25 protein-coding genes are annotated in these 26730 nt (G+C 40.2%); 15 read left to right on the top strand and 10 right to left on the bottom strand.

From position 1 onward, the window contains the following. Positions 1–175: 175 nt before the first annotated feature. Positions 176–1411: an IS110 family RNA-guided transposase gene (locus tag CZ487_RS23370; protein ID WP_077210804.1), complete on the bottom strand. Its 1236-nt coding sequence runs from the start codon at positions 1409–1411 to the stop codon at positions 176–178. A 613-nt stretch (positions 1412–2024) separates the two neighbouring features. Here CZ487_RS23370 and CZ487_RS23365 point away from each other — a divergent pair. Both CZ487_RS23365 and CZ487_RS23360 read left to right on the top strand, forming a co-directional pair. Continuing rightward, positions 2025–2789 carry an alpha/beta fold hydrolase gene (locus CZ487_RS23365; protein WP_237562929.1) on the top strand — a complete coding sequence of 255 codons (765 nt, stop codon included), beginning with the start codon at positions 2025–2027 and terminating at the stop codon, positions 2787–2789. Between the two features lie 48 nt (positions 2790–2837). Continuing rightward, complete coding sequence (locus tag CZ487_RS23360; RefSeq protein ID WP_077214777.1) at positions 2838–5381, top strand: EAL domain-containing protein; 2544 nt, start codon at positions 2838–2840, stop codon at positions 5379–5381. 302 nt (positions 5382–5683) lie between these two features. Here CZ487_RS23360 and CZ487_RS23355 read toward each other — a convergent pair whose 3' ends face one another. Then, a complete protein-coding gene (locus tag CZ487_RS23355; protein ID WP_077214776.1) occupies positions 5684–6274 on the bottom strand; it encodes a guanylate kinase in 591 nt (196 codons plus the stop codon). Positions 6275–6505: 231 nt separating this feature from the next. Here CZ487_RS23355 and CZ487_RS23350 point away from each other — a divergent pair, with 231 nt between their 5' ends. The 4 genes from CZ487_RS23350 to CZ487_RS26795 all read left to right on the top strand — a co-directional run bounded on the left by CZ487_RS23350 (position 6506) and on the right by CZ487_RS26795 (position 9547). Beyond that, positions 6506–7096: a YdhK family protein gene (locus tag CZ487_RS23350; protein ID WP_077214775.1), complete on the top strand. Its 591-nt coding sequence runs from the start codon at positions 6506–6508 to the stop codon at positions 7094–7096. 229 nt (positions 7097–7325) lie between these two features. Continuing rightward, positions 7326–8501, top strand: a complete 1176-nt coding sequence (locus tag CZ487_RS23340; RefSeq protein ID WP_077214773.1) for a YncE family protein — start codon at positions 7326–7328, stop codon at positions 8499–8501. A gap of 103 nt (positions 8502–8604) precedes the next feature. Then, positions 8605–9339, top strand: coding sequence for an urease accessory protein UreH domain-containing protein (locus CZ487_RS23335; RefSeq protein ID WP_077214772.1), 735 nt, complete (start codon positions 8605–8607; stop codon positions 9337–9339). A gap of 58 nt (positions 9340–9397) precedes the next feature. Further along, positions 9398–9547, top strand: coding sequence for a hypothetical protein (locus CZ487_RS26795; protein ID WP_154676057.1), 150 nt, complete (start codon positions 9398–9400; stop codon positions 9545–9547). 72 nt (positions 9548–9619) lie between these two features. Here the strand turns inward: CZ487_RS26795 and CZ487_RS23330 are convergent, their stop codons facing one another. The 3 genes from CZ487_RS23330 to CZ487_RS23320 form a co-directional block, all read right to left on the bottom strand. Beyond that, positions 9620–9865, bottom strand: coding sequence for a hypothetical protein (locus CZ487_RS23330; protein ID WP_077214771.1), 246 nt, complete (start codon positions 9863–9865; stop codon positions 9620–9622). 82 nt (positions 9866–9947) lie between these two features. Then, on the bottom strand, positions 9948–10589 hold the full coding sequence (locus tag CZ487_RS23325) for a TVP38/TMEM64 family protein (RefSeq protein WP_237562928.1): 642 nt from the start codon (positions 10587–10589) through the stop codon (positions 9948–9950). Positions 10590–10761: 172 nt separating this feature from the next. Next, the gene (locus CZ487_RS23320) at positions 10762–11100 is read right to left on the bottom strand and encodes a hypothetical protein (protein ID WP_077214770.1); all 339 of its coding nucleotides are present in this window, start codon (positions 11098–11100) and stop codon (positions 10762–10764) included. Positions 11101–11615: 515 nt separating this feature from the next. On the opposite strand from CZ487_RS23320, the gene CZ487_RS23315 reads away from it, so the two are divergent. The 6 genes from CZ487_RS23315 (at position 11616) to CZ487_RS23285 (ending at position 16230) form a co-directional block, all read left to right on the top strand. Further along, positions 11616–11852 (top strand): thioredoxin family protein, encoded by a 237-nt coding sequence (locus tag CZ487_RS23315; protein ID WP_077214769.1) that lies wholly within the window; start codon positions 11616–11618, stop codon positions 11850–11852. A gap of 234 nt (positions 11853–12086) precedes the next feature. Continuing rightward, positions 12087–12419 (top strand): ArsR/SmtB family transcription factor, encoded by a 333-nt coding sequence (locus tag CZ487_RS23310; protein ID WP_419865761.1) that lies wholly within the window; start codon positions 12087–12089, stop codon positions 12417–12419. Between the two features lie 15 nt (positions 12420–12434). After that, the gene (locus tag CZ487_RS23305) at positions 12435–13730 is read left to right on the top strand and encodes an arsenic transporter (RefSeq protein ID WP_077214767.1); all 1296 of its coding nucleotides are present in this window, start codon (positions 12435–12437) and stop codon (positions 13728–13730) included. Positions 13731–13745: 15 nt separating this feature from the next. Beyond that, on the top strand, positions 13746–14165 hold the full coding sequence (arsC, locus tag CZ487_RS23300) for an arsenate reductase (thioredoxin) (protein ID WP_077214766.1): 420 nt from the start codon (positions 13746–13748) through the stop codon (positions 14163–14165). A 550-nt stretch (positions 14166–14715) separates the two neighbouring features. Continuing rightward, positions 14716–15432 (top strand): GntR family transcriptional regulator, encoded by a 717-nt coding sequence (locus CZ487_RS23290; RefSeq protein WP_077214765.1) that lies wholly within the window; start codon positions 14716–14718, stop codon positions 15430–15432. A 528-nt stretch (positions 15433–15960) separates the two neighbouring features. Continuing rightward, positions 15961–16230, top strand: a complete 270-nt coding sequence (locus tag CZ487_RS23285) for a hypothetical protein (RefSeq protein ID WP_077214764.1) — start codon at positions 15961–15963, stop codon at positions 16228–16230. 422 nt (positions 16231–16652) lie between these two features. Here CZ487_RS23285 and qoxD read toward each other — a convergent pair whose 3' ends face one another. The 5 genes from qoxD to CZ487_RS23255 all read right to left on the bottom strand — a co-directional run bounded on the left by qoxD (position 16653) and on the right by CZ487_RS23255 (position 21155). Next, entirely contained in the window at positions 16653–16934 is a 282-nt protein-coding gene (gene qoxD, locus CZ487_RS23275; RefSeq protein ID WP_077214763.1) for a cytochrome aa3 quinol oxidase subunit IV, read from the bottom strand. 1 nt (position 16935) lies between these two features. Further along, positions 16936–17532, bottom strand: a complete 597-nt coding sequence (gene qoxC / locus CZ487_RS23270) for a cytochrome aa3 quinol oxidase subunit III (protein ID WP_077214762.1) — start codon at positions 17530–17532, stop codon at positions 16936–16938. Between the two features lie 3 nt (positions 17533–17535). Then, positions 17536–19476: a cytochrome aa3 quinol oxidase subunit I gene (gene qoxB / locus CZ487_RS23265; protein WP_077214761.1), complete on the bottom strand. Its 1941-nt coding sequence runs from the start codon at positions 19474–19476 to the stop codon at positions 17536–17538. Between the two features lie 80 nt (positions 19477–19556). After that, positions 19557–20471: a cytochrome aa3 quinol oxidase subunit II gene (gene qoxA / locus CZ487_RS23260; RefSeq protein ID WP_077214760.1), complete on the bottom strand. Its 915-nt coding sequence runs from the start codon at positions 20469–20471 to the stop codon at positions 19557–19559. A gap of 408 nt (positions 20472–20879) precedes the next feature. Then, positions 20880–21155, bottom strand: coding sequence for an alpha/beta-type small acid-soluble spore protein (locus CZ487_RS23255; RefSeq protein WP_077214759.1), 276 nt, complete (start codon positions 21153–21155; stop codon positions 20880–20882). Between the two features lie 110 nt (positions 21156–21265). On the opposite strand from CZ487_RS23255, the gene CZ487_RS23250 reads away from it, so the two are divergent. The 3 genes from CZ487_RS23250 to uvrA all read left to right on the top strand — a co-directional run bounded on the left by CZ487_RS23250 (position 21266) and on the right by uvrA (position 26678). After that, the gene (locus CZ487_RS23250; RefSeq protein ID WP_077214758.1) at positions 21266–21499 is read left to right on the top strand and encodes a CsbA family protein; all 234 of its coding nucleotides are present in this window, start codon (positions 21266–21268) and stop codon (positions 21497–21499) included. Positions 21500–21814: 315 nt separating this feature from the next. Beyond that, positions 21815–23794, top strand: coding sequence for an excinuclease ABC subunit UvrB (gene uvrB / locus CZ487_RS23245; protein ID WP_077214757.1), 1980 nt, complete (start codon positions 21815–21817; stop codon positions 23792–23794). A 7-nt stretch (positions 23795–23801) separates the two neighbouring features. After that, on the top strand, positions 23802–26678 hold the full coding sequence (gene uvrA, locus CZ487_RS23240; protein WP_077214756.1) for an excinuclease ABC subunit UvrA: 2877 nt from the start codon (positions 23802–23804) through the stop codon (positions 26676–26678). Positions 26679–26730 lie beyond the last annotated feature (52 nt).

The raw sequence follows: 26730 nt of genomic DNA, 5'->3' as shown, positions 1-26730 counted from the left end.
AAGCCCAGTGGTAATATGTCAAGCACTAAAATTCAATGAATTGGAAATTAATATTGTCTTTCATTGAAAAGTGTTTAAAAAAGAGTATACCTAATAAACCTCACACTATTTTCAATTTTTTACCAATACTTTCAAGTGTGAAGCTGGGTGTTTGAAAGGGTGTGAATGAGAAGTTTTAATCTCTCCTTTCGGGTGGTGTGTACAACTGATTGGTGCGTAGTAGCGAAAACACCAATCGTACCAGTTTTCTTGCGGTTAAGACGAGAGCGCGTTTGTGTTTATGTTTTGGAACTTCATCGTACTTCTTTGTGTAAAAAGCTTTATATTCAGAGTCGTACTTTCGGATCTTATCGGCAGCTTGAATAAGGTAGTAACGCAGGTATTTATTACCTGTCCTCATTCTAGCCGTTTCCTGGGATTCGAATTCGCCTGATTGGTTCTGGTTCCATACCAAACCTGCATATTTCGCTAAGGCATGATGATCTTTAAATCGCTTTATATCGCTAATTTCAGCTATCAACCCTGCCGCATAAACGTCTCCAATTCCTTTTACAGACGTTAGGGTTTGCGGTATGCCTTTCATTAACTTGGCAATTTCTTTATCCAGACGCTTTACCTGTGACTCGATATGTTGAATGGTACTTAAAGTAACAGACATCGAAATATTTACGGGGTCCTGCATAGCCTTATTCAGCCGGTAAGATGATCTAGCCAACTTTTGAAGGTATTTTGCGATTTCCTCTGGCTTTTCAAATCGGTTTTTTCCTTTATCTTGCAGGAACTCGACGAGTTCCTCGAGGCTCATTTCAGCGATCGTTTCGGGCTCTAGTTCCTCCATGACAGCCATACTCGTAGCTCCGAATTTATCTGAAAATGGATTATCCTGTCTCAGTCCACTGAACTTTAAAAAGAGCTGGTTAAGGAAATACGTTTTATTTCGGGCAATCTCCCGCATAAAATGAAACCTTGTTCGCGTTAAGCGCTGAAGAGCTTCATATTGTATGGCATCTTTCATTTGGGCTGGCAGTCGGCCAAAGCGCAAGTGGTCAGCGATGACCCAGGCATCTATGCGATCGTTTTTTACAAGAGAATCATACCCTTTTTTGAAACGAGCGACTTTTCTCGCATTTAGTACGTAGATAGAGGCTTGAAACTTAGGTTCATAGCCTTTCATTTGGTCTTGTAGATAATGGGCAAGGTGCCAACTGTAAAGATCAGTGGCTTCCATCCCAATCTTCAATTGGTTGGCCTGACTTTTTTCCGCAGTTTCTAGCATTCGTTTGATCAGGGTTTCGGCCCCGGTTTGATCATTAGAAACAGAAAAGTCGGCGAGTGTGGACCCGTCCTCCTTCATGAAATGGACATGATGGGACTTCAAGCTTACATCTACACCAACAAGCATTTGTGACATACCAATCACCTCCAGTATGTAAGTTAATCAAGAACGTTCAGACCTGGGTGCCCACGGGAATCATCGATGTCTTCCTCGTCATCAGCACTCAAAGAAAAGAAGTCCATCATGAGCGCTACACTCACTTCTTTTACGGCGGCGCAACCAGTGGTTAGACCTTCAATAATGAACCATGGGTAGCAGGCTTATGAAGCAGTACACCAAAGTGTCCGCAAGGGGGAGAAGCAATATCCTGATACGATCCTGTCGGTTCCATTGTCCCATGAGCAGGTCTATGAACGCTATAAAAAAATGACGGAGTAAAACGCTGGAGCTTCCTCCATTCTCCGCCATTTCTCGATATTCAGTTAAAGGCATTTCAAAGAAGCAGTAGGGAAACTATCCCCCTGCGAAATAAGAACAACACATTAATCTATTATTGATAGTTTGAACTTTACCTCGGCTTCCCCATCAGGTGGGTGAAACAAGGGTAAAACTAAAATATTTAAGATGGGGAAGCCGAAAGGCTAACCTTGATAACCTATAGGAATCTAGAGTGAATTTTAGAGGATCCGGATCAACTGGAAATTCTTCTAGAAAGAGCTCTTACTAGTACTATACGAGGGGGATCTTGATGAATAAAGAGACCATTATTTTTTTACATGGAATCGTCGGAAATAAGAATGCCTTTAAAAAAGAAATGGAGCAGCTGGAAGCTCATTATCATTGTATATCCTATAATTATTACTACTTAGAGGATGAGCTGGCAGACCTTAGTTTAGAAGCATTGGTGGAACAGCTTTATACCGTATTCATTCAGAACAAAGTAAAAAAAGCCCATCTATGTGCATTGAGTTTTGGGTCGGTGGTCGTGAAGGCTTTTGCGAGAAAGTACCCAGAAATGGTAGCAACCATGACATTAGTAGGTGGATATCTCTGCAGTGTTCCTTCACAATGGAATTATCATATGAAAAAAGTTTTGGAAGACAATAGAAAATACGATACTAGTAACTGGGTAAGACGATGTGCGAAACTTCTTAACCCAAATTCAGAGCATCTGCCTGAAGACTCAGAAATGATCTTTGAGAAATTTGCTCTTCAAGTTCACCCCGAAGTATTAGTAAAAGCCTTCCAAATACAATATCAATTCGATTCAAAAGCAGCGCTGTCCGGGTTAGAAACTCCGATCCTTTGGGTAATGGGAGAATACGATGAATTGCATAAAGGGACACTTGCGGAATTGAAACAACTTGTTCCCCATGTAGAGTATAACGAGCTTTTTCATGCTGGACATGCTGCGCATGCACATCAGCATGAGCTGTTCATGTATTTATTCCACGATTTTCTTAAAAGAAACCCAGTCGATTGGCTCGAGAGAAAAGTACAGCTGAGTGTTTAAAACTAGAATCACTAAAGGTGGTTTTTTAACAGTAAGGAGGTATCCATTGTGTCTATAAAAAAGAAGCTGCCTTTAATTTTTACATTGCTTGTACTGTGTATTTTAATCGCAAATAGTACGTTACATTATATGCGGTCGAAACAAAAATTAATAGACTTCAATGAAAAAGAAATAGAATTAATTGTCCAAGAAGTTTCCTATCAAATTGAAAACTCAAATCATGGGGCTCTTTATGTAGAGAATATTTTGGGAAGAGAGCTGAGAACTGCTTCGATTGCGATCAGAAATGCTCTGCCCCCGAGACATGAAGATATTACAAATGAGCAGTTAAAAGAGCTGGCCGATGAGCTAATGGTCTCGCATATTACCTTATTGGCTGAGACGGAAGACAACATTGTCGGAGTCAAATCCTCTGATCCTCATGAGGTGGGGATGGGAACGAAGGAATGGGGATTTTGGTACGATGCCTTTCACCAGCTCCTTGATTTAAAAACCGTTGCGGTTAAGGATGGCCTAACACTAGGACATTATTGGTCTGGTCCGATTGAAGTAGCAGCAAGTAACCCGAATCATACCGATAAATGGGGCTATTATTATGATGGATCCACCAATTATATTATCAATCCTTATTTTCGTGACAATCAGGTATTAGAGTATGAGAAGCGTTTTGGTCCAAAGAATGTCATGGAACGTTTCGAGAATACTCTCGAAGGTGTTCTCGAAATCACGGTATTTAATCCTGAAAAATTCGGGAAAGAGACGCGGGTGGTTAATAAAAATGGAAATACCTTTATCCGCATAGCAGATCAGCCAATTTGGTACGGAGAAGATTCTTATCAATTTAAAAATCAAGAAGTGGATGCAGAACATGTGCATGCAGCGGCTAAGACAGGTGAAACACGAAATTATAGAGATGAAATTAACGGAAAGATGGTTACAAAAACATTTGTCCCAATTAATCAAGGTATAGAGGATCCATATGTCATCGGGGTAACCTACAATTATGATTTAATTCAAAAAGAACTTCAAAATGAATTAGTGCAGCACGTCCTATTTATGATCCTATTTATATTGCTTGTGATGCTGGCCAGCTTTATTTTTTCACGTTCGATTACAAAGCCAATTGGAACGATTGTTGAAAAGGTCAATGAAATTGCGAAAGGGAATTTTGGGGGAAGCTTTGAGTTAAAACGTAAAGATGAATTGGGCCATCTTGCGCAGAATGTCAATGCACTATCAAATTCTTTGCAGACATATGTTGCCGATCTAGAACAGAGTCAGGAAGTCATCAAATTCCAAGCTTTTCACGATCCACTTACAGGCGCGTACAATCGAAGGTATCTTAACAAGGTATTAAATCAGCGTATTGACAATTATAAGAAAAATGGTGAAACCTTTGCTGTCATCTTTATTGATATCGATCGATTCAAAGATGTTAATGATACGCTGGGACATGCCAAAGGAGATCAACTAATCAAGCTCATTTCAGAACGGATCAAGCATTCCTTGTCTAACGAAAAAAGTATATTAACTAGGCAGGGTGGCGATGAGTTCCTGATCTTAGTCAGCGGTTTTGCGAAGAAAGACGTGATCGCTAAAGCTGATATGATTGTTGCTGCCATTCATCAGCCTTATTTCATCGAAGGCCAGGAGGTCGTGGTAAGTGCCAGCTGCGGAATCAGTCTGTGTCCAGAACATACAGAGGATACGGATACTCTAATGGTATTTGCAGATGGTGCGATGTATGCGGCTAAGAAGCAAGGCGGTAATAAAGTTGTCCTCTACAATGAAGAAATTTCAAAGGAAAAAAATGAAAAGCTGAAGATTGAAGCACGCTTGCGCAAAGCGATCGCTAATGAAAAAATTGAAGTGTATTATCAGCCAAAAGTAGATGCTCGAGCCAATGTTGTGACTGGGGTAGAAGCGCTGCTAAGATGGAATGATGACGAGCTGGGATTTGTGCCCCCAGATGTTTTTATAGGAATTGCTGAAGAAACAGGACTGATCCATCGTTTATGGGAAATTGCTATGAAGGAAGCTTGTTCGCAGGTAAGCAGATGGAATGAAGATCGACAAGAACCATTAAGGCTTGCTGTTAATTTCTCAGCGAAACAATTCCAAGATCCTTGTTCCTTAGTCAATCAAGTGAAGGAAATCTTAACTCAGTGCAGATTGCAGCCAGACTATTTTGAAATTGAAATTACGGAAAGTACATTGCTTTACAATACAAATGACACGATTAAAGCATTAAAGGGATTGCAAGAATATGGTATTTCTATTTCTATAGACGATTTTGGAACGGGATATTCGTCTTTTAGTTATTTGCGTTCATTGCCAGTCAATAATCTCAAAATAGACCGTTCATTTATCCAAGACATTAATGAGAATTATGAACATGCAGAAATCCCTGAAGCCATCATCAACTTAGCCCGCGGCCTTCGATTAAATATCATTGCTGAAGGAGTAGAGGAAGAATGGCAGAAAGAGTTTCTGTTAAAGCATAACTGTATTCATATGCAAGGCTATTTATTCAGCAAGCCGCTCCCTAAAGAAGAATTTGAAAAATGGGATGCTGGGTACCGTTCTCTCTAAAATAAACATGAAAAAAGCGATGTATTGTACAGTTGTACAATACCATCGCTTTTTTTATAAAGTTTTTTATTGAAATGGGTGAAAGCGACGTAAACGAGTAAATTCGTACGTTGGAACAAAAGGGACCCGAATCGTGACTCGGAATGCCTTTTGTCTTTTGTTTTACGCACGTGTTCTACGCGCTTTTCGTTTTTTAGGAAATGCTATTTAGTTTTATCAGGGGTTTTAGTAACATGAAACCTTTTAATAGCGGCTGTTGTAAAGAGGTTTGAAGCTAGGAATGTAATTACACATTCAACAATTTAATAATCTGTTTCAATCAAATTACGTTCTAAGTAGGTTTCGATTGTTTCGCTAATTTGGAATGAAACTTGAGGTAAATCATAATTTTCGAAGACATGTTCACATTGATTTTTATAATCCATGATTTCATCGTAATGTGACATATGACGCTTAATGGACGCTTCGTCATCTTGACGCATCTTTTGCCTTTGAATGACCGTTTCACGGTTCGCATAGATGAAAATTCGAATGACTTTTTCACCATACATCTGTTTTAATTTTTCTGCTCCTTCATGGTTGAGGGCTAAATAAACTAAGTTATGTTTCTGGAAGGTTTCCACAATATCTTTCTCGCGAATGCCATAGTGAAATCCGTCAATTTCTACGCTTTCCAGGAATTCATCTTCTTCTGCCATTTTTAAAAACGTTTCCTTTGTAACAAAATGATAATCTTCTCCATCTATTTCATAATGTCTGGGCGGGCGGGTCGTATAGGATAGAACCGTTTCCATGTCAAAGGCAGTTGCCACCATTTTTCCAAGTGTCTTTCGTCCAGAACCATCGGGACCAGTATAAATAAATATTCTTTCTTGCTCTTTAACCTGGTACATAAATGACCTCCTCATATAATGAAAAATTATAAGACTATTTAGAATCTTATGATTATATTATAGCATATATTAGTAGTTTTTTATATAGAAAAACTAAACGTACAATAATAATTCACAATTTCTTAACATGCATACTTTCTGCAGATTTTCCTGTTATGTTAATTCTTAAAGGTTGAACAGCGTGTTTAAGCGAAATTGTTTTTGAGAATAAAGTTAACAGAGGTGAAGAGTATGAAAAGAATCATGAGCACTATTTTGATCGTCTCCATGTTGGCCTTGTCAGCGTGTGGAGGCGAAACCGAGGAAAATGCCTCACCACAGAATGAGCAAACGAAAGAAGAAACTCCAAACGAAAATGAAAATAGTGAAATGAATCATTCAGACATGGAGCATTCTGGATCAGGGGAAGTTCCAAGTGATTTAAAAGCTGCAGAAAGTCCAACTTATGAAGTGGGGAGTAAAACTATCATCAAAACAGGTCATATGGCAGGCATGGAAGGTGCAGAAGCAACAATTGCCGGTGCTTATGATACGATAGCGTATGCCGTTTCTTATACTCCTACTGATGGCGGGGAAAAGGTAGAAAATCATAAATGGGTCATTCATGAGGAGATTCCGGAGGCTGGGGAGCAGCCTCTAGAACCTGGGGCGCAAGTCACCTTGAATGCCGATCATATGAAGGGAATGGACGGTGCTGCAGCTGAGATTGACTTCGCAGAGGAAACCACTGTTTATATGATTGATTTCACCCCGACTACCGGAGGAGACAAGGTGACCAACCATAAATGGGTGACGGAAAGTGAATTGTCACCAATTGAATAATATTTTTGAGGCAGCTTGTTCCGTTATGGAACAGGCTATTTTTTTGTATAGGAGGGATTCCCGCGAAATAAATGAGCTTATTTTAAAAGCAAAGTTTGCAGTTTCTGTGGATTTTCACAAAATTTTAAGATGGCTTCCTATCTTTTTTTCTAAAGTGAAGTACGTCACATATTGAATCTATTCAGAGTCATTATGATATCAATAGATTTAATGAAGGAGGAAGCAGGATATGAATAAAACAAAATTAACAATTATGGCATTTTTAATATCAGGAGTTGTTCTTTCAGGGTGCAGTTCGGGATCTGATCAAAGTTCAGCATCTGCAGAAAAAGTCCAGGAACCAACACAAACGGAAGAGGTAAAGGAACTAACTTCGGATGAGGAGGATGAAAAATTTTACTTTACAGCGGATGAAGGTGGGAGTATTACCAAAATAAGTGCTTCGACCAATGAAGTGGTTGAAACAATTCAAGTGGACGGTGTAGTTCATAATGTCCAAGTATCTCCTGATGGAAAAATGCTAGGAGCAACGGTCATCCCAATGAATACAGGTGAAGCGGGTCATGAAACAGAAACGCATGGAAATGATTCACATGGTGATCATGGGGAAGATCCACATGGAGAAGCAGCTCCTGAGAGTGATGGACACGGACATGGTGATGGCACACCGGGACAAGCAATGTTTTTTAATATCGAAACAGATGAATTGATAGAATCTGTACCAATCGGAAATCACCCTGCGCATTTTGTTTTCACTGAGGATGGCAAATATGCACTTGTCACCAATAATGAAGATGACAATGTTTCCGTTATTGATATGGAAAGTATGAACGTCACTGCTGAGATTGCAACTGGAAAGGGACCGCATGGGTTTCGAATTTCTTCAGACAGCGAGAAAGCTTATATTGCCAATATGAATGAAGATAGTGTGAGTGTGATCGACCTTGTAACCATGAAGGAAGAGAAGAAAATTACCGTTGGTGCAGCGCCGGTTACGACAGGGATTACTTCTGATGGAAAAACATTAGTGGTAACCTTAAACGCAGAAAATAGCTTGGCAATTGTAGATTTAGAGAAAGATCAGATCGAAAAGGTCGAAGTTGGCCATGGCCCTGCTCAAGTATATATTGATGGCAATGATCAGTTCGCTTATGTGGCTAATCAAGGCACTGCTGATGCCCCATCCGCATCCGTAACGGTTATTGATTTAGCTGCAAAAAAGGCTGCCGCAACGATACCAACAGGAAAAGGAGCACATGGTGCTGTAACAAGTTCGGACAGCAAATTTCTGTATGTTACCAATATGTTCGATCATACAGTAACGGTCATCGATACGGAGGAGCAAAAAGCGATTGAAACAATCGAGGTTGGTAAGGTTCCAAATGGAATCAGCATCATGAAATAGATTAGAGATTCTTTATAAAAACTTCATATTTTCCCTTTATAATAGAATGATATTGGATTGTATCTCTCTAATCTATCCATGAAAGTGTGAGGAGTCTTGAGTCATGTATGAAGTTTTTAGCGGCATCAGCAATCTTTTCACTCAGCCCTTTTATAATCTAGCAAGAAGCATGGAAGGAATTCCAATCTTGTTCGCCTTTTTGCTGGGGATTGTAGGTGCTCTTGCGCCCTGCCAATTCACAGCCAATTTAGGTGCTGTGATGGTTTATGGAAATAAATCTGTTCAGCAAAAAGTCGCATGGGCTGAGGTACTCTTTTTTACATTGGGGAAAATCGTTGTCTTTTCCGTATTTGGCTGGATATTCTGGATCTTAGGCAGCGAGGTAAAAGAGGTGTTAATAGGCTATTTCCCTTGGTTTAGGAAAGCGGTAGGGCCCATATTAATCCTTATCGGCCTGTTCATGCTTGGTATTATTAAATTCAAAAAGTATTTTTCATTTGGAAGCATCCCTGAAAGGCTGACACGAAAGGGGAAAATGGGTGCGTTCTTGATGGGTGTCAGCTTTACGCTGGGGTTTTGTCCGACGATGTTTGTGTTATTTTTCGTCACCTTGATGCCAATGGCCATGTCAGTATCCTACGGCAGTATCCTTCCCAGCATTTTTGCGGTTGGAACATCATTACCATTGTTATTAGCCGTTTTTCTCATCTGGTATTTGGACTTAAGTGGAAAGTTTATGAAAAAGACTGGGAGAAAGATCGGTATCATGGTGCAAAGAGGTGCAGGAATCATCATTATGATTCTAGGGATACTAGATACCATCACCTACTGGGGATAAATAGTTGACTTAAATGGTTTTTTATGACAAAACTGAACACTAAGGAAGAGGTGTTCTAATGAAAAAAATCATGTCAAAGTGGTGGGTACTGCTGCTCATTATCTTATTTATCCTCATTAACCTGTTTGTAAATAACTTAAATGAAGCAGAAAAGGAAGAACAGCCAAGAAACGGTGGAATGATACAGGGGAATATTGATACACATTAAGCAGTTTAGAAAGGAGGTGCACCGTAACCACAATGGGGCGCCTCCTAATTTCATTATTCTAGCAGCACTTGCTTAGAATCTGTTCATCATATTGCTGGTATTTTCACCTTTGAAATTTTCCATCATGCCGCCTTCACCATGGCAGGCTTCAAACATTTCTTTTTGCTCCTCTTCCGTCAGATCAGGGTGCATTTCCTCCATATATGGCTTCATCTCTTCGAAGTCAAAGATTCCATCATTTGATGCAGCAAACGTTAATGTCCCAGCGCCTAAAATAAAGGCTGCACTAAAAATTCCTGCAAATAATTTTCTTTTCATTTTCTACATCTCCTTTCTTGCTTTTATCATAGCTCGAAGGAATGCAGAATTTATCGAGAACTTATGAGGAAATTGTGAAGATTCATCTTTGACGTTTCCACAAAACATACAGAAGATAAAACAAGATGACAACAGTAAGCAGACCGAGCTGCCACTGCCATTTTAAATTTAAAACATGGTAAATTGAATAAGCTTCAATAAACAATGCTGGAATTTTACCCAGGGTACTGGCAATGCTGAAAGGAAGGAACCCCATTTTACTGATGGCAGCCGTGAGGGTCACGAGCCCAGAAGGAACGAATGGCAGTAATCTTAATAGTATCACCATCAAAAATGCTTCTCCGCCTTCGGTATTCTGAAGCCTAACTAATAGCGGATGTTTGATCATTTTTACCTTAGGAAAAAGCTTATGAACCCCTTTTCGATAAAGAAGGAAGCTCACCATGGCGCCCGCTGCTTCCCCAATAATCAAAACAACTAAACCAGTTTGAAAACCAAGAACGCCAACTGTCCCAGCTGTAATAAAGGCACTTGGCAAAACGCCGGAAATGGCTATAACGATATTAAGTAAAATGCTGACGATTGCTGCCAGCCATGATTGATCCGGAAACCACTCTGCCCTAGAATCCGCAATCCCCTGATGCAAAAAGAAAAACATAAAAACCATCAACCCAAAAATAATAAAGAAAAACAAAACCCCAAGCTTAACAGACAACCTATTCATAAATATCACCTGATTGTATTTTACTTTAAAAATGGTCACTGTGACGACCCGAATAATCTTGTTTCACAGGATGTTTCACATAAAAGCGATGGTTGTCCCAAGGCGTTAAACTTCCAGATTAAGAAAAAGCCTCTTATCGCAGTAATTGTGCGGTAAGAGGCTGGGTAAAGTTTTATTTGCTTTCTTCGATATTCATATCATCGCTTTCTTCCATTTCAATCTCGGCTTCATCTAGTTCTTCAGTTTCTGTGCCCTCGCCTGCAGGGTCTTCAGCTCCTTCTTCTCCAAGTCCGCTTTCCGAAGAGTCCTCTGATTCCAGCTCTTCTTCAGCTGGCTCTTCTTCCATTTCCATTTCTGATCCAGCAGGCTGTTCTTCGGTATCCATATCCACATTAGCCGGAGCATCTTCTGGAACCATTTCTTCCTCTATCACTTCTCCATTTCCACATGCTGTAGCCACCATTAAAGCAAAAACAGGGATAGACAACTTACGAAATTTTTTTAAGATCATGTTATATCCTCCTAAAATTTTCTGGCTTTAATTCCTTAAAGCTAGAGTCAGTATATACAAGCCCTTTTAAAAAAATTGTCGTTTTTATCCGATATTACAACGGTTTAACGTAACTGTTAGCTTCTCTATACAAATGAAAACTACTATTTACGTTTGACTTTATAAAAAGTCATCAAACTACTGCTAGAGTAGGTGTTAATAGGGTTACAATTTTTAAACCTAATTTCGGATCTTTATATTATTTTAAAAAACTTAATGATGGTGTAACGCTTAAGAAATATTGTTAAAAATATCCGTCCTATACTTGAGGTTTCGCGAATATTTTAAAATAAACGCGAATATCTTCTGGGTTTTCGCGAATAAATCATGATGAGCGCGAATATCCCAGCTGTTTCCGCGAATAAACGCCCCCCAACCGCGAATAAACGCCTACTTCAAGTAAATTTCCATTTCCTTGTTATGTTCCACGGCCTGCTAGCATATATTTTTTTATCATCACATATAGGAGTGATCGCGTGATTATAAAAATTCTAGGGTCAGGCTGCCAGAATTGTGTTACTTTGGGGGAAAACACCGCAACGGCTTTAAAGGAACTCAGAAAAGATGTGGAAATCATTAAAATTACAAATAAAAGCACCATTCAAGAGTATGGAGTAAAGTCCACACCCGCTCTTGTGATCGATGAAAAGGTAGTATCGGCCGGGAAAGTCTTAAATCCAGAAGATATCGTAAAAATTTTAGCTGAATATTAGCATGATGAAGAAACTGGTTGCCTAGAAAAACGGGTACCAGTTTTTTCTTTACAAAAAAACAGTTGAATCCAACATATAACCAAAGTATTATATAAGTAATTGGTTATATGGAGGCTGCCTGCTCTATCCGTATACGGCAGGCCCTCACAGCAAATGATAAAGATAGTTCATCATTGATATATAAACATATAATTATCTAGTTAAAAAATAGAGGTGAACTCCGTGCAAGAAAACATGATTGAAATTGAAAAAATGGCCATGATCTTAAAACTTCTTGGTGACAAAACAAGATTAACGATGGTGAAAATCCTGGATTCCCATGACTGCTGCGTGTGTGAGTTTGTGGAAATATTCAAGATTAGCCAGCCGGCTGTCAGTCAGCATTTACGAAAATTAAAAGACTTGGGAGTGGTAAAAGAGGCAAGAAGAGGGCAATGGATTATTTACTCGCTTCATAAAGGCAGTGAGTATTATTCAGTTGTGAAGGCCTTGCTTGAGCATTTGCCAAGCCAGGATCACAAACTTCATGACCTAGAAAAACAAGGATTGCGGATTTCGTGTGATTAATAGGGGGAAACAGGTTTGACAACAGCTATCATCGCATCATTACTATTTTTACTAACACTTGTCCTTGTCATTTGGCAGCCTAAAGGCCTGTCGATTGGCTGGACCGCATGTGGCGGAGCGTTAATCGCCTTACTTCTAGGAGTGGTCGACTTTCAAGATGTTCTCGAGGTGGTCGATATCACATGGAACGCGACATTAACGTTTGTGGCGATTATTCTCATTTCTTTAATACTAGATGAAATCGGTCTGTTCGAATGGGCGGCCCTTCATATGGCCAGATTTGCGAAAAGCAATGGAATCAAGATGTTTGTCTACGTCAGTATTCTTGGCGCCGTCATTGCTGCCCTCTTTGCAAATGACGGGGCAGCATTAATTTTGACACCGATTGTACTGGCAATGGTCCGAAACTTGAACTTTAGCGAAAAAATGATTTTTCCATTTATCATGGCAAGCGGATTTATTGCTGATACGACTTCTCTTCCTTTTATTGTAAGTAACTTAGTGAACATTGTATCAGCTGATTTCTTTGGAATTGGGTTTGTGGAGTATGCTTCAAGAATGATCATTCCAAACCTTTTTTCACTAACAGCAACAATTCTTGTGTTATTGCTTTATTTTCGTAAAAGCATCCCGAAAAACTATGATTTATCAAAATTAAGAGTACCAAAAGAAGCAATCAAGGATCTTAAAATGTTCCATCTTTCCTGGTATGTGCTTGCGATCTTGTTGATTGGTTATTTTACCAGCGAATTCATTGGTCTACCCGTATCAATTATTGCCGGAATTGTGGCGATCTTCTTTATTATGATGGCAAGAAGAAGTGAAGCGGTTAATACGCAAGCTGTCATTAAAGGGGCGCCGTGGAGCATCGTCTTTTTCTCAATTGGGATGTATGTCGTGGTCTATGGTCTTGGAAATGCATGGCTTACCAACTCATTAGCAGGCGTCATTCAAGCTGCTGCCGATCAAGGATTGTTTGTGGCGACAGTTGCCATGGGCTTTATTGCAGCGTTTCTGTCATCGATTATGAATAATATGCCGACCGTCATGATTGACGCATTGGCGATTGCTGAAACAAATACATCAGGGATGATCCGTGAGGCATTGATTTACGCTAATGTTATCGGTTCAGATTTAGGTCCGAAAATTACGCCGATTGGTTCTTTGGCTACCTTAGTATGGCTCCATGTATTATCGCAAAAAGGAGTCAAAATCTCTTGGGGGACTTATTTTAAAACGGGGATTGTCTTAACAATTCCGATATTATTCTTCACACTCGTTGGGCTTTATATAACATTATTACTTTTCTAAAAGGAGAATCTTTAAATGGCGAAAAAAACAATTTATTTCTTATGTACAGGCAACTCTTGCAGAAGCCAAATGGCAGAAGGCTGGGCAAAAAAGTACCTAGGTGACGAATGGGAAGTTCACAGTGCTGGGATTGAAGCGCACGGACTGAACCCTAATGCAGTGAAAGCAATGAAGGAAGCGAGAATTGATATTTCCACGCAAACATCCGATATCATTGATCCCGACATTCTAAATAACGCGGATCTTGTGGTGACGCTATGCGGGGACGCAGCAGACAAATGTCCGGTAACACCGCCAAAGGTAAAACGGGTGCATTGGGGCTTCGATGACCCGGCGAAGGCAGAGGGTACAGATGAAGAAAAATGGGCATTCTTCCAGCGTGTCCGTGATGAAATTGGAGATAGGATTAAGCGTTTTGGTGAAACAGGTGAATAATAGAAAATCGAATGGCATAACATGTGCCATTTTTGCTTTTATTGGCAAAATGACGAGGTTATGGAAAATGCTTAAGTTAAAAAACGAACAAATTGTTTCCGGTTGCAAAAATTACTTGGCAAAGATAATACATGCATTCTGGTATGCTAGTATGCTTTTTGAAAGAAGGAATGCAAGCACTTATTCTACACTGAATATAAAATTTAGACCATGGACTTTTAGAATGTCTTTCCCGCTCGTTATTACAGGGGTATTAATGTTTGTTTAAATACCTGGTATGTCGACAGTTTTATCTGCATGGGCTTTCGTAACTTACATTGTATGGGGGCATGTATAGTACGGTTAATATACCATTTGGATCAATGGCTTCCGTAATGCTTGCTGCAGATTTGGCTGAAAAGAGAAAAGTACAACAATAAAAAATTCTTTAAAGAAGATGATGACTCAACCCTTTAGCTATCTTCTTTATTAAAAAACGGACATATCCAAGGAAACAGAACGGTGCTATAATATTTTAAATTACAGTTATAGATATTAGGGAGTGTACAAAATGTTCACAGTGTCGGCGAAGCTGCCTGGTGAGAATAACCGCAATTATTCTTACAGAGTCATCAAAGAAGCGATTATGTCACTACAATTAGAGCCAGGGCAGTCCATAAGCGAAATTGAGCTTGCGGAGCTGCTGCAGATCTCTCGGACACCAATCAGAGAGGTGATGGCGAAATTAAGAGAAGAACACTTAGTTGAAGTTATACCACAGGTTGGTACTTATGTATCAAAGATTAACCCTCTTTTAATAGAAGAAGCTGCATTTGTGCGTGTTACGCTTGAAAGGGAAATCTTAAAGCTATCTTGTGAATCATTTCCCAAAGACACACTTTTTGATCTGAAAAAGAATGTGGCCCACCAGGAGGTGTTAATTGGACAAAAAGGCATGGAACAAGAATTTCATCGATTAGATAAAGATTTTCATTGCATCATTTATCGAGGAAACAATAAAGAAAATGCATGGTCTGCTATCACACGATTGAGCACACATTATAATCGCATTAGACTTCTTTCTGAAATGGAACACAACTTTGAAGACGCTATCTTTCAACATAAAAAGATTATTGATATCATTGAGCAGCAACAAACAGGAGAGATCGAAGCTGTTGTACAACAGCATATTATTGAACCAATTCAATTGTGGGAGGATCTCTACCAGCCAGACAGCCCATATGCGAACTATTTTGATAGGGATTATAAAAAGTCGGTTTTCTCCTGAGAATATCGGCTTTTTTCATGCAGTTTAAAAGAAATTTGGATGGTCTTTCCAATTATTATTCGACTTTTAGGACAAAAACAAATCGCCATAAAGTTAAACTGGCTAGTGCAGACGTTGCGTTCGTGACATCGCGCACTTAGTTTGCCTTCATCCCCACTGAAGGTTAGTGGAATCAATCGGATCTTTGATCTCCCACTTATGATTTTTGGAGTACCATTATTAGGATTAGTGATTTCACTTATAACAATGAAGTTTTATGAATTAGATGATAAGAGAATGACAGAAATTCAACAGCTATCGCTGAAATTAAAGAAAAGGCAATGCAAAAGGATAGTGAAGTAAGCGCATAATGATCCTTTTAATAGATAGACGAAACCCCATTGCCAAAAAGCGGCTATCGGGTTTTTACATGGAATTAACTTTTAAGTAAATGAAAGTAAAAGTCAAGGATGCAAGATTAATTTTAATAAAATATTGACAATTCTGTGAACAGAGCTGATAATATTTGTAAAAGGGAGGGGAAGTCACATGAAAACAAGAGAGACGATTTTAAATGCAGTAAAATACATTGGCGGCACAATCCTTACAATGGGCATTATAACTTTTTTATTAGGATTTTTTGTAAGCGATTCCATAACCATGACTTCTATTGGGATTGGAGCGGTCATTGGTGCGACGTTTATCTTTTTAATGGGGGTATTCTTTGTAGCGACAGATGAAATGCTCGAGAACTCTGATAAAGGAATCGAGGTCGTTTCGTTAAATGTGAAAAAAGACTTCCTTATCGTGAAAGAATAATACATCATAACAAAAATCATGCTTCAAGAATAGGATATGCAGCCTATTTTGAAGCATGATTTTATTTATTTTAAGGGATTAATTTTTATAACCAAAGTTCGGAATGTTATTACAACGGTTACTCAAGTAGCGAACAACCATCTTTGGTTCCCGTGAACGGGTATAGATACCTTTTTTATTCCCTTGAACGCGCATGATTCCAAACTTTGTTTGAAAATCAGCGGATTTCCATAATTGTTCACCAACAAAGTTAGGAATTTACTAAACTCATACCAACTTTTAACATGTATATAATTCTCAGGGATAACAAGCTATTCAGTAAGTAATTTTTAAAATACTTTCTACAATGCTCTTTTATACAAAAAAATAAGAGGTACAAATCTTAGGTTGATTTGTACCTCTTACTAGAAAGTTAGCTATTTTTACATATCCCAAAGTAAGATTAAGAGTGTTCCAAAGATCGTAACTAAGGCAATGATTAAGGCGTAGTAGACGTTTGTGTAAATCACACCTTTATCCTTACTTTCACCAGCATGCATAAAGACTACCAGCTGCAATCCTGCTTGGATAAATGCTGTCACAAGCAGAATGATCATCCCTGTTGTAAAGGACATGTCGAGAAAATAAACGGATAGAGCAATGGCTGTAAGGACTAGTGAAAAAACAAAGCCCATTACTTGTTTGCGTGGAAATAATTCACTCATTCTACATCATTCCTTTCAAATAGACGAAGCTGAAGATAAAGATCCAGACAACATCTAGGAAATGCCAGTAAAGTGAGAAGATAAATGATTTATTCCCTGTTTCAGGAGTGAGTCCGCGCTTTTTGATTTGCAAGAGGATGAATGTACCCCAGAATAAACCAAATGTAACGTGAGCTCCATGTGTTCCTAATGTTGTTAAAAGAATGGCCGTGAAGGCACTTGTTTGCAGACCGGCTCCTATATGAACATAGTGAACAAATTCATAAATCTCAACACCAAGGAAGGCTAGGCCAAGCAATAAGGTAATACCTATAAAGGCCATCGTCGCTTTTTTGTTAGCAAGACGCATCGCATGTACGGCCAAGCCGATTGTAAAACTACTTGTTAAAAGCAGAAGTGTTTCAATTAATACTGGCGTAATTTCAAATATTTCTGCCCCCGCAGGACCGGCTCCTGTCCGGTCCACGAGTGTAAAATAAGAAGCGAAAAGCGTACCAAACAGCATGATTTCCGCTCCAAGGAAAATCCAAAATCCTAGAATATTTAATTGATTTTGATCTGTACTATATTCAAGTGGCAGCGAGTTATCGATTTTCATTTTTTAAGCACCTCGCAATTTTGTTTCTGTGTCTTCAATTTCTTTTACAGAGATATAACGTCCATGATCTTTTTCAGCAGAACGATATCCCATGCAAGCAAAGATTCCGATGGTCGCGATAATCAGTGGGATCCACATTGCAAATACAAACGAGAATCCCCATACAAAGAAGATAACACCCATAATGAATGGCAGACCGCTGTTATTTGGCATATGAATTTTTTCATATTTGCCTGGGAATAAGTCATGACCATTTTTAACATCTCTAAGTGCCTCTGATGAAGCAACATTAGGTGTAATCGCAAAGTTATATTCAGGGACAGGTGTATGTGTCGCCCATTCAAGTGAACGTGCATTCCATGGGTTTGCCCCGATGTTTCTTGGTGAATAACGAACGCTGTAGTAGATGTTGTAGACAATGAGAACAAAACCAAATGCCATCACTGCTGCACCTACGAATGAAAGCATATTTAACATACTAAAGCCAGCAGCTTCAGAGTAAGTGTACATACGGCGAGCCTGACCGTCTAAACCAGAGATATACATTGGGAAGAATGCTAGAACGAATCCAACTGTCAGCATCCAGAACGTCCATTTACCGATCTTTTCATTCAGCATAAATCCGAACATTTTTGGCCAGTAGTACGTAAAGCCGGCAAGCATCGCGAATACGACACCTGGAATGATCGTGTTGTGGAAATGGGCAACTAAGAACATCGTATTATGATATTGATAGTCAGCTGCTGACATTGCCAGCATAACCCCGGTAACTCCCCCAACAGTGAATAGCGGAATGAAACCTAAAGAATAAAGCATTGGAACGGTAAAACGGATCTTCCCTTTCCATAAAGTGAACAGCCAGTTGAATATTTTAACCCCGGTAGGGACGGCTATTGCCATTGTGGTAATAGAGAAAATACTGTTAGTTAAAGCACCTTGACCCATCGTAAAGAAATGGTGAGTCCAAACTAAGAATGAAAGCAATGAAATCAGTACCATTGATGCAACCATTGATTTGTATCCATACAGGTTACGTCCTGAGAATGTAGCAATGATTTCACTATAAAGTCCGAATGCAGGCAGGATTAAGATGTATACTTCAGGATGTCCCCAAACCCAGAACAAGTTGGCCCAAAGCATATCCATACCGCCGTTTGATGTTGTAAAGAAGTTTGTTCCAAATAGTCGATCCATCGTTCCCATTGCTAACGCAACAGTTAATACAGGGAAAGCGAAAACGATGATGACGTTCGCGATAAGAGAAGACCATGTAAACATCGGCATTTTCATCAATGTCATGCCAGGTGCTCTCATTTTAAAAATTGTTGTAATCATGTTAATCCCGGTCATCAATGTACCAAGACCAGAAATCTGTAAAGCAATCATATAATAGTTCGTTCCGACTGATGTACTGAAATCATTTCCGGCAAGTGGGAAATATGATGTCCAGCCTGCATCAGGTGAACCGCCGACAACGAATGAAATATTAAATAACATCGCACCGGCAAAGAATAGCCAGAAGCTGATCGCGTTCAAACGCGGGAATGCAACATCACGTGCTCCAATTTGCAATGGAATCAAATAGTTCATAAAGGCGAATACGAATGGCATCGCCATAAACATGATCATGACAACCCCGTGAGTTGTGAAAATTTCATTATAATGCTGTGCGTCTAACATTTTGTTGTCTGGAACAGCGAGCTGAGCACGCATCAAAATGGCATCTGCGCCTCCGCGGAATAGCATCAAAAGAGCTGAGATTAAATACATAATCGCAATGCGCTTATGATCGACGGTAGTCAACCATTCACGCCAGAGGTAACCCCATTTTTTAAAATAAGTTAAGCCAGCAATAATCGCGATGACGGTAAGGCCAATCGCAACCATGGAGGCGTATATCGCAGGACTTGGGTGCGGAACGGCAAATCGTTCAAAGAACTCCATTCTATGTGACTCCTTTCAGAAATAGTAGATTTATAGTCTAGCGAAAGCGGTTCGTCATACGATCGCTTTCGCTTCTAATATCAGTGTTGGCTATGTTCGTCATCATGTTCTGAATGACCAGATTCATGATGCTCGTCAGTTGAATGTTCATCCTGTTCACTTGAACCGTGGTTATGTTCAGGAGCAGGACTGAATTCTAAATGTGTGCCTGTGTAAGTTGATTGACCAAGATGTCCAGGCTCTAATAATTCATTAAACTTTTCTTCTGTAAGCGGTGAAGCTGTTTCTTTTACTTCTTCTACCCACTCATCAAATTCTGCTGGAGGAACTGCTTTTACATTAAAGGCATTTTCCGCAAAACCTTCACCTGAGAAGTTTGCATTTCGTCCCATATATTCGCCAGGTACTTCAGCGGCTAAATGAAGGGTCGTAACCATGTCAGCCATCGCATATTTTTGTCCGCCAAGCTGAGGAATCCAAAAACTAGTGATAGGGCCATAAGAATAAAGCTTAAATTCTAGTGGTCGGTCTGTCGGAATGTATAGGTAATTAACGGTTTCAATATCTTCTTCTGGGTAACTAAAATGCCACTTCCAGTTTGATGAGGAAGCATAAATAACGAGCGGTTCTTGATCTTCGTAACCTTGAGGGGTTGCCTCAACAATGTAGTTACTTTTAACTGAAACAATAGAAAGGAAAATAACGATGATAACTGGAATTCCAACGCAAATTGCTTCTACAATTGGGTTTCCTTCAATGTGAGGTGGTTCATAATCTTCACTTTGTTTTGATGCGCGATACTTGATCAACATATATGTCAGAATCGCTAAGACAGCAATGACAATGAAGGACATGATCCCAATCGATAACATAATATCGTTGGCCTGTCTTTCAGCTTGAGGACCTTTTGGATCCAAAACCAAAAGCGGTTCACAACCTGTTAACACTGTGGTAATGGTGAAAAATACTGCTAGTAAAGCCCATTTTAATTTCATGGTGATACCCCTTTCTTATAAAACTTATCGCTAAGAAAATTTCATAAAGTATTCATAATTGATCTCTTTCGTTATTATCTTAGTATCATAGAGTTGAAACGACAACTAATTGTGAGGTTTGTCACAAAATGTTCAAAAATACACCGTGATTTATGTCACAGAATGTTCAAGAATTCTATGCTAGGAAGGGTGTGTAGAGAGCAGAATAATAGCTTTTTTTAAAAAAATGAGCTATTTAAGAAGTGATTGTTTATATTTTTTTTCCAAAAAATTATTGTTGCAATGAAGTAATTGTATCTTATTAGAAAGGCTGCCTAAATTATACTAGTATGGTAATCATAAAGATTCTGATGAAAAAAAGCACTGACAATTCATATAGTCAGTGCATGTAGAGATTATATAACCGTTTTAATTGTTCTTTAATCGTTCTTGCGCCATTTTGACAAGCTCTTTTACCATATTTCCTCCAATAGGCCCGCCCACTTTTCCTGCCTGCCGGGAGGTAAGTCTGCCGTTATAGCCATGCTGCAATGGTATATGTGCTTCTTTGGCTACTTCAAATTTCACATCTTCTGAATTCTCACTGCTGACATTATAGCCTTGTTTTTTCATTACATCCGCTTTTAGTCTGTCTAAAGCTTCACGCGCTTCCGGTACTAATGGACGCCGTTTTCTTCTGCCCATAAAAAGCCTCCTTACATTCTTTTTCTTAGAATGTCCAAAGTTCTTGTCTAACTGTAATGGAAAAGCTATCCTTATTAATAGAAGAAACCGTAATAAGCAGGTGGAACAGAATGTTGATCAAATACTTATCTGCCTTAATTTTGCCAGGGCTGTTAGTGGTGCTGTTTACAAGAGTGGCGTACAATACGGTCATTGCTCTTGTCTTAACGGTAGCGCTCATTACCGCATCGGTTTATAAAGGGTATACGGATGCCTTTGGATTAATTGTTGTGGATGCATTATCATTAACCGTCGGCTTTTGGTATTCCAATCAAATGACAAGAAAAGCGAAGCAGCAGGATTAACGAATAAAGATGAAAGAAAAGCTTGGGCATTAAAATCCCAGGCTTTTTATCATCTAATAAGTATTGTTGATGAATCCGCTCCATGATGATCCCTTCCATGTGCTGTTATTTTTTTGAAAATAAAGGCACCTTACAGGGACCATCATTCAGCTTGAGTATTCTATGACCAACTTAGTTATTTAACGCATTTGTCATTTAAAATCTAGTTAAAAATCGAATACCAGTTCGCATATTATTGGTTAGTTTTTACCTGTTTGTGGTAGAATGGAAATATCGAGAATAGTGAAAAGAAAACTTGTCAGGGAGGCTTTGTTTGTGAAGGATCAGTTTGAATTAGTTTCGAAGTATTCACCCCAAGGGGATCAGCCGGGAGCAATCAAAACGATTGTAGCGGGCATTAATGAAGGAAAAAAACATCAAACATTACTTGGAGCAACTGGAACAGGGAAGACGTTCACGATTTCAAACGTCATTAAAGAAGTCAACAAACCTACCCTTGTGATAGCACATAACAAAACTCTCGCTGGACAATTATATAGTGAATTCAAAGAATTTTTCCCTAATAATGCTGTGGAATATTTCGTCAGCTACTACGATTATTTTCAGCCGGAGGCATATGTCCCATCTACCGATACGTTTATTGAAAAAGATGCCAGCATTAATGATGAAATTGATAAACTCCGTCACTCTGCGACTTCGTCTCTATTTGAGCGAAAGGATGTCATCATTATTGCCAGTGTCTCCTGTATTTATGGTTTAGGTTCTCCGGAAGAGTATCGGGAGCTTGTACTTTCACTCAGAACAGGAATGGAGATTGAACGGAATCAGCTTCTCCGCCGTCTTGTGGACATCCAATATGACCGCAACGATATGAATTTTCAGCGCGGTACATTCCGGGTGCGCGGCGATGTTGTGGAAATTTTTCCAGCATCACGTGATGAACATTGTGTGCGTGTCGAGTTTTTCGGAGATGAAATCGACCGTATTCGGGAAGTGGATGCACTAACAGGTGAGATTCTAGGAGAACGAGACCATGTCGCTATTTTCCCAGCGTCCCACTTCGTTACACGAGATGAAAAGATGCAAAAGGCCATTGAGAATATCGAAAAAGAATTAGAGGAACGCCTGAAAGAACTGCGTGACAATGACAAGCTTTTAGAAGCACAGCGCCTTGAACAGCGGACACGCTATGACCTAGAAATGATGAGGGAAATGGGCTTTTGTTCAGGAATTGAGAACTATTCGCGCCATTTGACTCTGAGGTCGCCGGGGTCGACTCCTTATACCTTGCTTGATTATTTTCCGAAGGACTTTTTAATCGTAATTGATGAGTCGCACGTAACTCTGCCGCAAATTCGAGGGATGTATAATGGGGACCAAGCGAGAAAACAAGTGCTCGTTGACCATGGTTTCCGACTTCCGTCCGCGCTGGATAACCGCCCGCTGACATTCCAAGAATTCGAAAAACATGTCCATCAAGCTGTCTTTGTATCAGCGACACCAGGGCCATACGAACTTGAACATACACCTGAAATGGTTGAGCAGATTATCCGGCCAACCGGGCTTCTTGATCCGACGATCGACGTACGGCCGATTGAAGGGCAAATTGATGATTTAATTGGTGAAATTCAAGATAGAATCAAGAAGAATGAGCGTGTGCTGATTACAACTTTGACGAAAAAAATGTCCGAAGACTTGACCGACTATTTAAAGGAAATCGGCATCAAGGTTCAATATTTGCATTCTGAAGTAAAAACGCTGGAACGGATTGAAATCATCCGCGAGCTCCGCCTTGGAAAATATGATGTGCTTGTGGGGATCAACTTATTGAGAGAAGGTCTTGATATTCCTGAAGTGTCATTGGTGGCCATCCTCGATGCCGATAAAGAAGGCTTCCTCCGTTCTGAACGTTCGCTGATTCAAACGATGGGCCGTGCAGCACGTAATGCAAACGGTCACGTCATCATGTATGCAGATCGAATCACCAACTCAATGGAACTGGCGATTAGTGAAACAAAACGGCGTCGTGCGATCCAAGAAGAATATAATGAAAAGCATGGCATTACGCCGATGACGATACAAAAAGAAATTCGTGAAGCGATTCGTGCGACACATGCAGCAGAGGAGCAGGAAACGTATTCTCCAGCTGAAAAGCTTGGCAAGCTGAATAAGAAAGAAAAAGAAAAAGTCATAGCAGATATGGAAAAAGAAATGAAGGAAGCGGCAAAAGCGCTCGATTTCGAAAGAGCGGCAGAGCTTCGTGATTTAATTTTAGAGTTGAAAGCGGAAGGATGACGAAACAATGGCAATGGAAAAAATAACGATAAAAGGAGCCCGGACTCATAATCTTAAAGACATTGATGTCACCATTCCGAGAGATAAGCTAGTGGTCTTGACAGGGCTTTCCGGTTCTGGAAAGTCCTCTTTGGCATTCGATACGATTTATGCGGAAGGGCAGCGTCGATATGTAGAGTCTTTGTCTGCATACGCCCGGCAATTTTTAGGACAAATGGACAAGCCGGATGTGGATTCAATCGAAGGATTATCACCAGCGATATCAATTGATCAAAAAACAACGAGCAATAATCCGCGTTCAACCGTCGGTACTGTTACGGAAATCTATGATTATTTACGGCTTTTATTCGCCAGAGTAGGTAAGCCGACATGTCCAAATCATGGCATCGAAATTACCTCACAGACGATTGAACAAATGGTCGATCGTGTAATGGAGTATCCAGAACGGACAAAGCTTCAGGTCCTGGCACCCGTGGTTTCTGGGCGAAAAGGGATGCATGTGAAGGTTTTGGAAGATATCAAGAAGCAAGGGTTTGTGCGGGTGCGTATTGATGGGGAGATGCACGACTTAAGCGAAGACATTGAGCTTGAAAAAAATAAAAAGCATAACATCGAGGTTGTCGTTGACAGGATTGTGGTGAAGGAAGGGGTCGCAGCGCGTTTAGCTGATTCTCTTGAAACTGCCTTAGGCCTTGGTGAAGGAAAAGTCATCATCGACGTCATTGGGGAGGAAGAATTGCTGTTCAGCGAGCATCATGCCTGCCCGCTTTGCGGCTTTTCAATCGGTGAATTGGAACCAAGAATGTTCTCTTTCAACAATCCGTTCGGAGCTTGTCCGGAATGTGATGGATTAGGTTCAAAGCTTAAAGTTGATGAAGAATTGGTCATTCCGAATCCTGAATTGACATTGAAGCAGCATGCAATTGCCCCATGGCAGCCGACGAGCTCGCAATATTACCCGCAGCTGCTCGAAGCGGTATGTACTCATTACGGCATTGATATGGATGTGCCTGTTAAGGATATTCCGAAGCATCAATTGGATAAAATCCTTTACGGATCTGGTGAAGAACATATCTTTTTCCATTATGAAAATGACTTCGGTCAAGTGAGGGAAAGTGATATTCTCTTTGAAGGCGTCATCAGCAATGTTGGCCGCCGTTATCGGGAAACGAGCTCAGATTGGATTCGTGAGCAAATGGAGAAATACATGGCTCCGCAAGCTTGTTCGACTTGTAAAGGAAACCGTCTACGAAAAGAGAGTCTTGCTGTATTGATTAATGGAAGCCATATTGGGCAGACTACAGAATTGTCAGTAAGGGAAGCTTATCAGTTTTTCGAAAGTCTATCTCTGTCTGAAAAAGATATGCAGATTGCGAGACTGATTCTGCGGGAAATTGAAGAACGGCTTGGGTTTTTGATTAATGTTGGTCTTGATTATTTAACATTAAATCGTGCGGCAGGGTCACTTTCCGGCGGGGAGGCGCAGCGGATACGGCTTGCCACGCAAATTGGTTCGCGCTTAACGGGCGTTCTCTATATCCTTGACGAGCCGTCAATCGGTCTGCATCAGCGGGATAATGATAAACTTATTGATACGCTCAAAAATATGCGGGATATCGGAAATACGTTAATCGTCGTCGAGCATGATGAAGATACGATGATGGCTGCTGATTATTTAATCGATATCGGCCCTGGTGCCGGAATTCACGGCGGTGAAATTATTTCTGCGGGGACTCCTCAAGAGGTAATGAATGATCGAAACTCATTAACAGGACAGTACTTGTCCGGAAAAAAATTCATTCCACTGCCGCTCGAACGCCGAAAAGGAGACGAACGCTACCTGGAAATTAAAGGAGCGAAAGAAAATAACTTAAAGAATGTGAATGTGAAAATTCCGCTAGGCTGCTTTGTTGCGGTTACCGGTGTATCTGGGTCAGGGAAAAGTACGCTTGTGAATGAAGTGCTTCTTAAGACATTGTCGCAAAAACTTCATCGTGCAAAAAGCAAGCCTGGTGAGCATAAGGAAATAATAGGGATCGATTATCTAGAGAAGGTGATCGATATCGACCAATCGCCGATTGGAAGAACACCGCGGTCAAATCCGGCTACTTACACTGGTGTATTTGATGATATTCGTGATGTGTATGCTGCCACGAATGAATCTAAGGTGCGCGGTTATAAAAAAGGGCGCTTTAGTTTTAATGTGAAAGGCGGACGCTGTGAAGCATGCCGAGGAGACGGAATCATTAAGATTGAAATGCATTTTCTCCCGGATGTGTATGTACCATGTGAAGTTTGTCATGGAAAACGCTATAACCGTGAAACGTTGGAAGTAAAGTATAAGGGGAAAAGCATATCTGATGTGTTAGAAATGACTGTGGAAGCGTCACTCGAGTTCTTCGAGAATATCCCGAAAATCAAGCGGAAGCTGCAAACGATTTTTGATGTCGGGCTTGGTTATGTAAAACTCGGGCAGCCGGCGACAACTTTATCTGGCGGGGAAGCACAGCGGGTTAAACTGGCATCTGAATTGCATCGCCGCACCAATGGGCGTTCGCTTTATATTTTGGACGAACCGACTACAGGTCTGCATGTTGATGATATTTCTAGATTGCTGACGGTCCTGCAGCGCCTCGTAGACAACGGTGATACCGTATTGGTCATTGAACATAACCTAGATGTCATTAAAGCTGCTGATCATTTGATCGACCTTGGTCCTGAAGGCGGAGACAATGGCGGTACGATTGTGGCTTTCGGTACTCCTGAAAAAGTTGCCGAGGTTCCAGAATCGTATACTGGGAAGTATTTAAAACCCATTTTGGAACGAGATCGTCAAAGAATGAAGGAAATTATTAAAGAAAAAGAAGCAAGTGCTGCGAAATAAGGAGGAACCCGCTGGAAATGGCGGGTTTCTGCTGTATGGAAAGGATTTTGAA

Origin of the sequence: Robertmurraya dakarensis (assembly GCF_900156875.1) — a bacterium.
Taxonomy (GTDB): domain Bacteria; phylum Bacillota; class Bacilli; order Bacillales; family Cytobacillaceae; genus Robertmurraya; species Robertmurraya dakarensis.
The sequence above is the reverse complement of the archived record's forward strand: the minus strand, read 5'-3'. Positions and strand labels throughout refer to the sequence as shown.

Excerpts from the sequence above, each read along its gene's own strand:
- CZ487_RS23310 (WP_419865761.1), top strand. The coding sequence starts at position 12,087 with ATGATTGAAATTGAAAAAATGGCCATGATCTTAAAACTTCTTGGTGAC.
- CZ487_RS23365 (WP_237562929.1), top strand. The coding sequence starts at position 2,025 with ATGAATAAAGAGACCATTATTTTTTTACATGGAATCGTCGGAAATAAG.
- qoxB (WP_077214761.1), bottom strand. The coding sequence starts at position 19,476 with ATGGAGTTCTTTGAACGATTTGCCGTTCCGCACCCAAGTCCTGCGATA.
- CZ487_RS23320 (WP_077214770.1), bottom strand. The coding sequence starts at position 11,100 with ATGATCTTAAAAAAATTTCGTAAGTTGTCTATCCCTGTTTTTGCTTTA.
- arsC (WP_077214766.1), top strand. The coding sequence starts at position 13,746 with ATGGCGAAAAAAACAATTTATTTCTTATGTACAGGCAACTCTTGCAGA.
- qoxA (WP_077214760.1), bottom strand. The coding sequence starts at position 20,471 with ATGAAATTAAAATGGGCTTTACTAGCAGTATTTTTCACCATTACCACA.
- uvrA (WP_077214756.1), top strand. The coding sequence starts at position 23,802 with ATGGCAATGGAAAAAATAACGATAAAAGGAGCCCGGACTCATAATCTT.
- CZ487_RS23370 (WP_077210804.1), bottom strand. The coding sequence starts at position 1,411 with ATGTCACAAATGCTTGTTGGTGTAGATGTAAGCTTGAAGTCCCATCAT.
- CZ487_RS26795 (WP_154676057.1), top strand. The coding sequence starts at position 9,398 with ATGAAAAAAATCATGTCAAAGTGGTGGGTACTGCTGCTCATTATCTTA.
- CZ487_RS23340 (WP_077214773.1), top strand. The coding sequence starts at position 7,326 with ATGAATAAAACAAAATTAACAATTATGGCATTTTTAATATCAGGAGTT.
- CZ487_RS23350 (WP_077214775.1), top strand. The coding sequence starts at position 6,506 with ATGAAAAGAATCATGAGCACTATTTTGATCGTCTCCATGTTGGCCTTG.
- CZ487_RS23285 (WP_077214764.1), top strand. The coding sequence starts at position 15,961 with ATGAAAACAAGAGAGACGATTTTAAATGCAGTAAAATACATTGGCGGC.
- CZ487_RS23250 (WP_077214758.1), top strand. The coding sequence starts at position 21,266 with ATGTTGATCAAATACTTATCTGCCTTAATTTTGCCAGGGCTGTTAGTG.
- CZ487_RS23290 (WP_077214765.1), top strand. The coding sequence starts at position 14,716 with ATGTTCACAGTGTCGGCGAAGCTGCCTGGTGAGAATAACCGCAATTAT.
- CZ487_RS23255 (WP_077214759.1), bottom strand. The coding sequence starts at position 21,155 with ATGGGCAGAAGAAAACGGCGTCCATTAGTACCGGAAGCGCGTGAAGCT.
- CZ487_RS23335 (WP_077214772.1), top strand. The coding sequence starts at position 8,605 with ATGTATGAAGTTTTTAGCGGCATCAGCAATCTTTTCACTCAGCCCTTT.
- qoxC (WP_077214762.1), bottom strand. The coding sequence starts at position 17,532 with ATGAAAATCGATAACTCGCTGCCACTTGAATATAGTACAGATCAAAAT.
- CZ487_RS23355 (WP_077214776.1), bottom strand. The coding sequence starts at position 6,274 with ATGTACCAGGTTAAAGAGCAAGAAAGAATATTTATTTATACTGGTCCC.
- CZ487_RS23325 (WP_237562928.1), bottom strand. The coding sequence starts at position 10,589 with ATGAATAGGTTGTCTGTTAAGCTTGGGGTTTTGTTTTTCTTTATTATT.
- qoxD (WP_077214763.1), bottom strand. The coding sequence starts at position 16,934 with ATGAGTGAATTATTTCCACGCAAACAAGTAATGGGCTTTGTTTTTTCA.
- CZ487_RS23330 (WP_077214771.1), bottom strand. The coding sequence starts at position 9,865 with ATGAAAAGAAAATTATTTGCAGGAATTTTTAGTGCAGCCTTTATTTTA.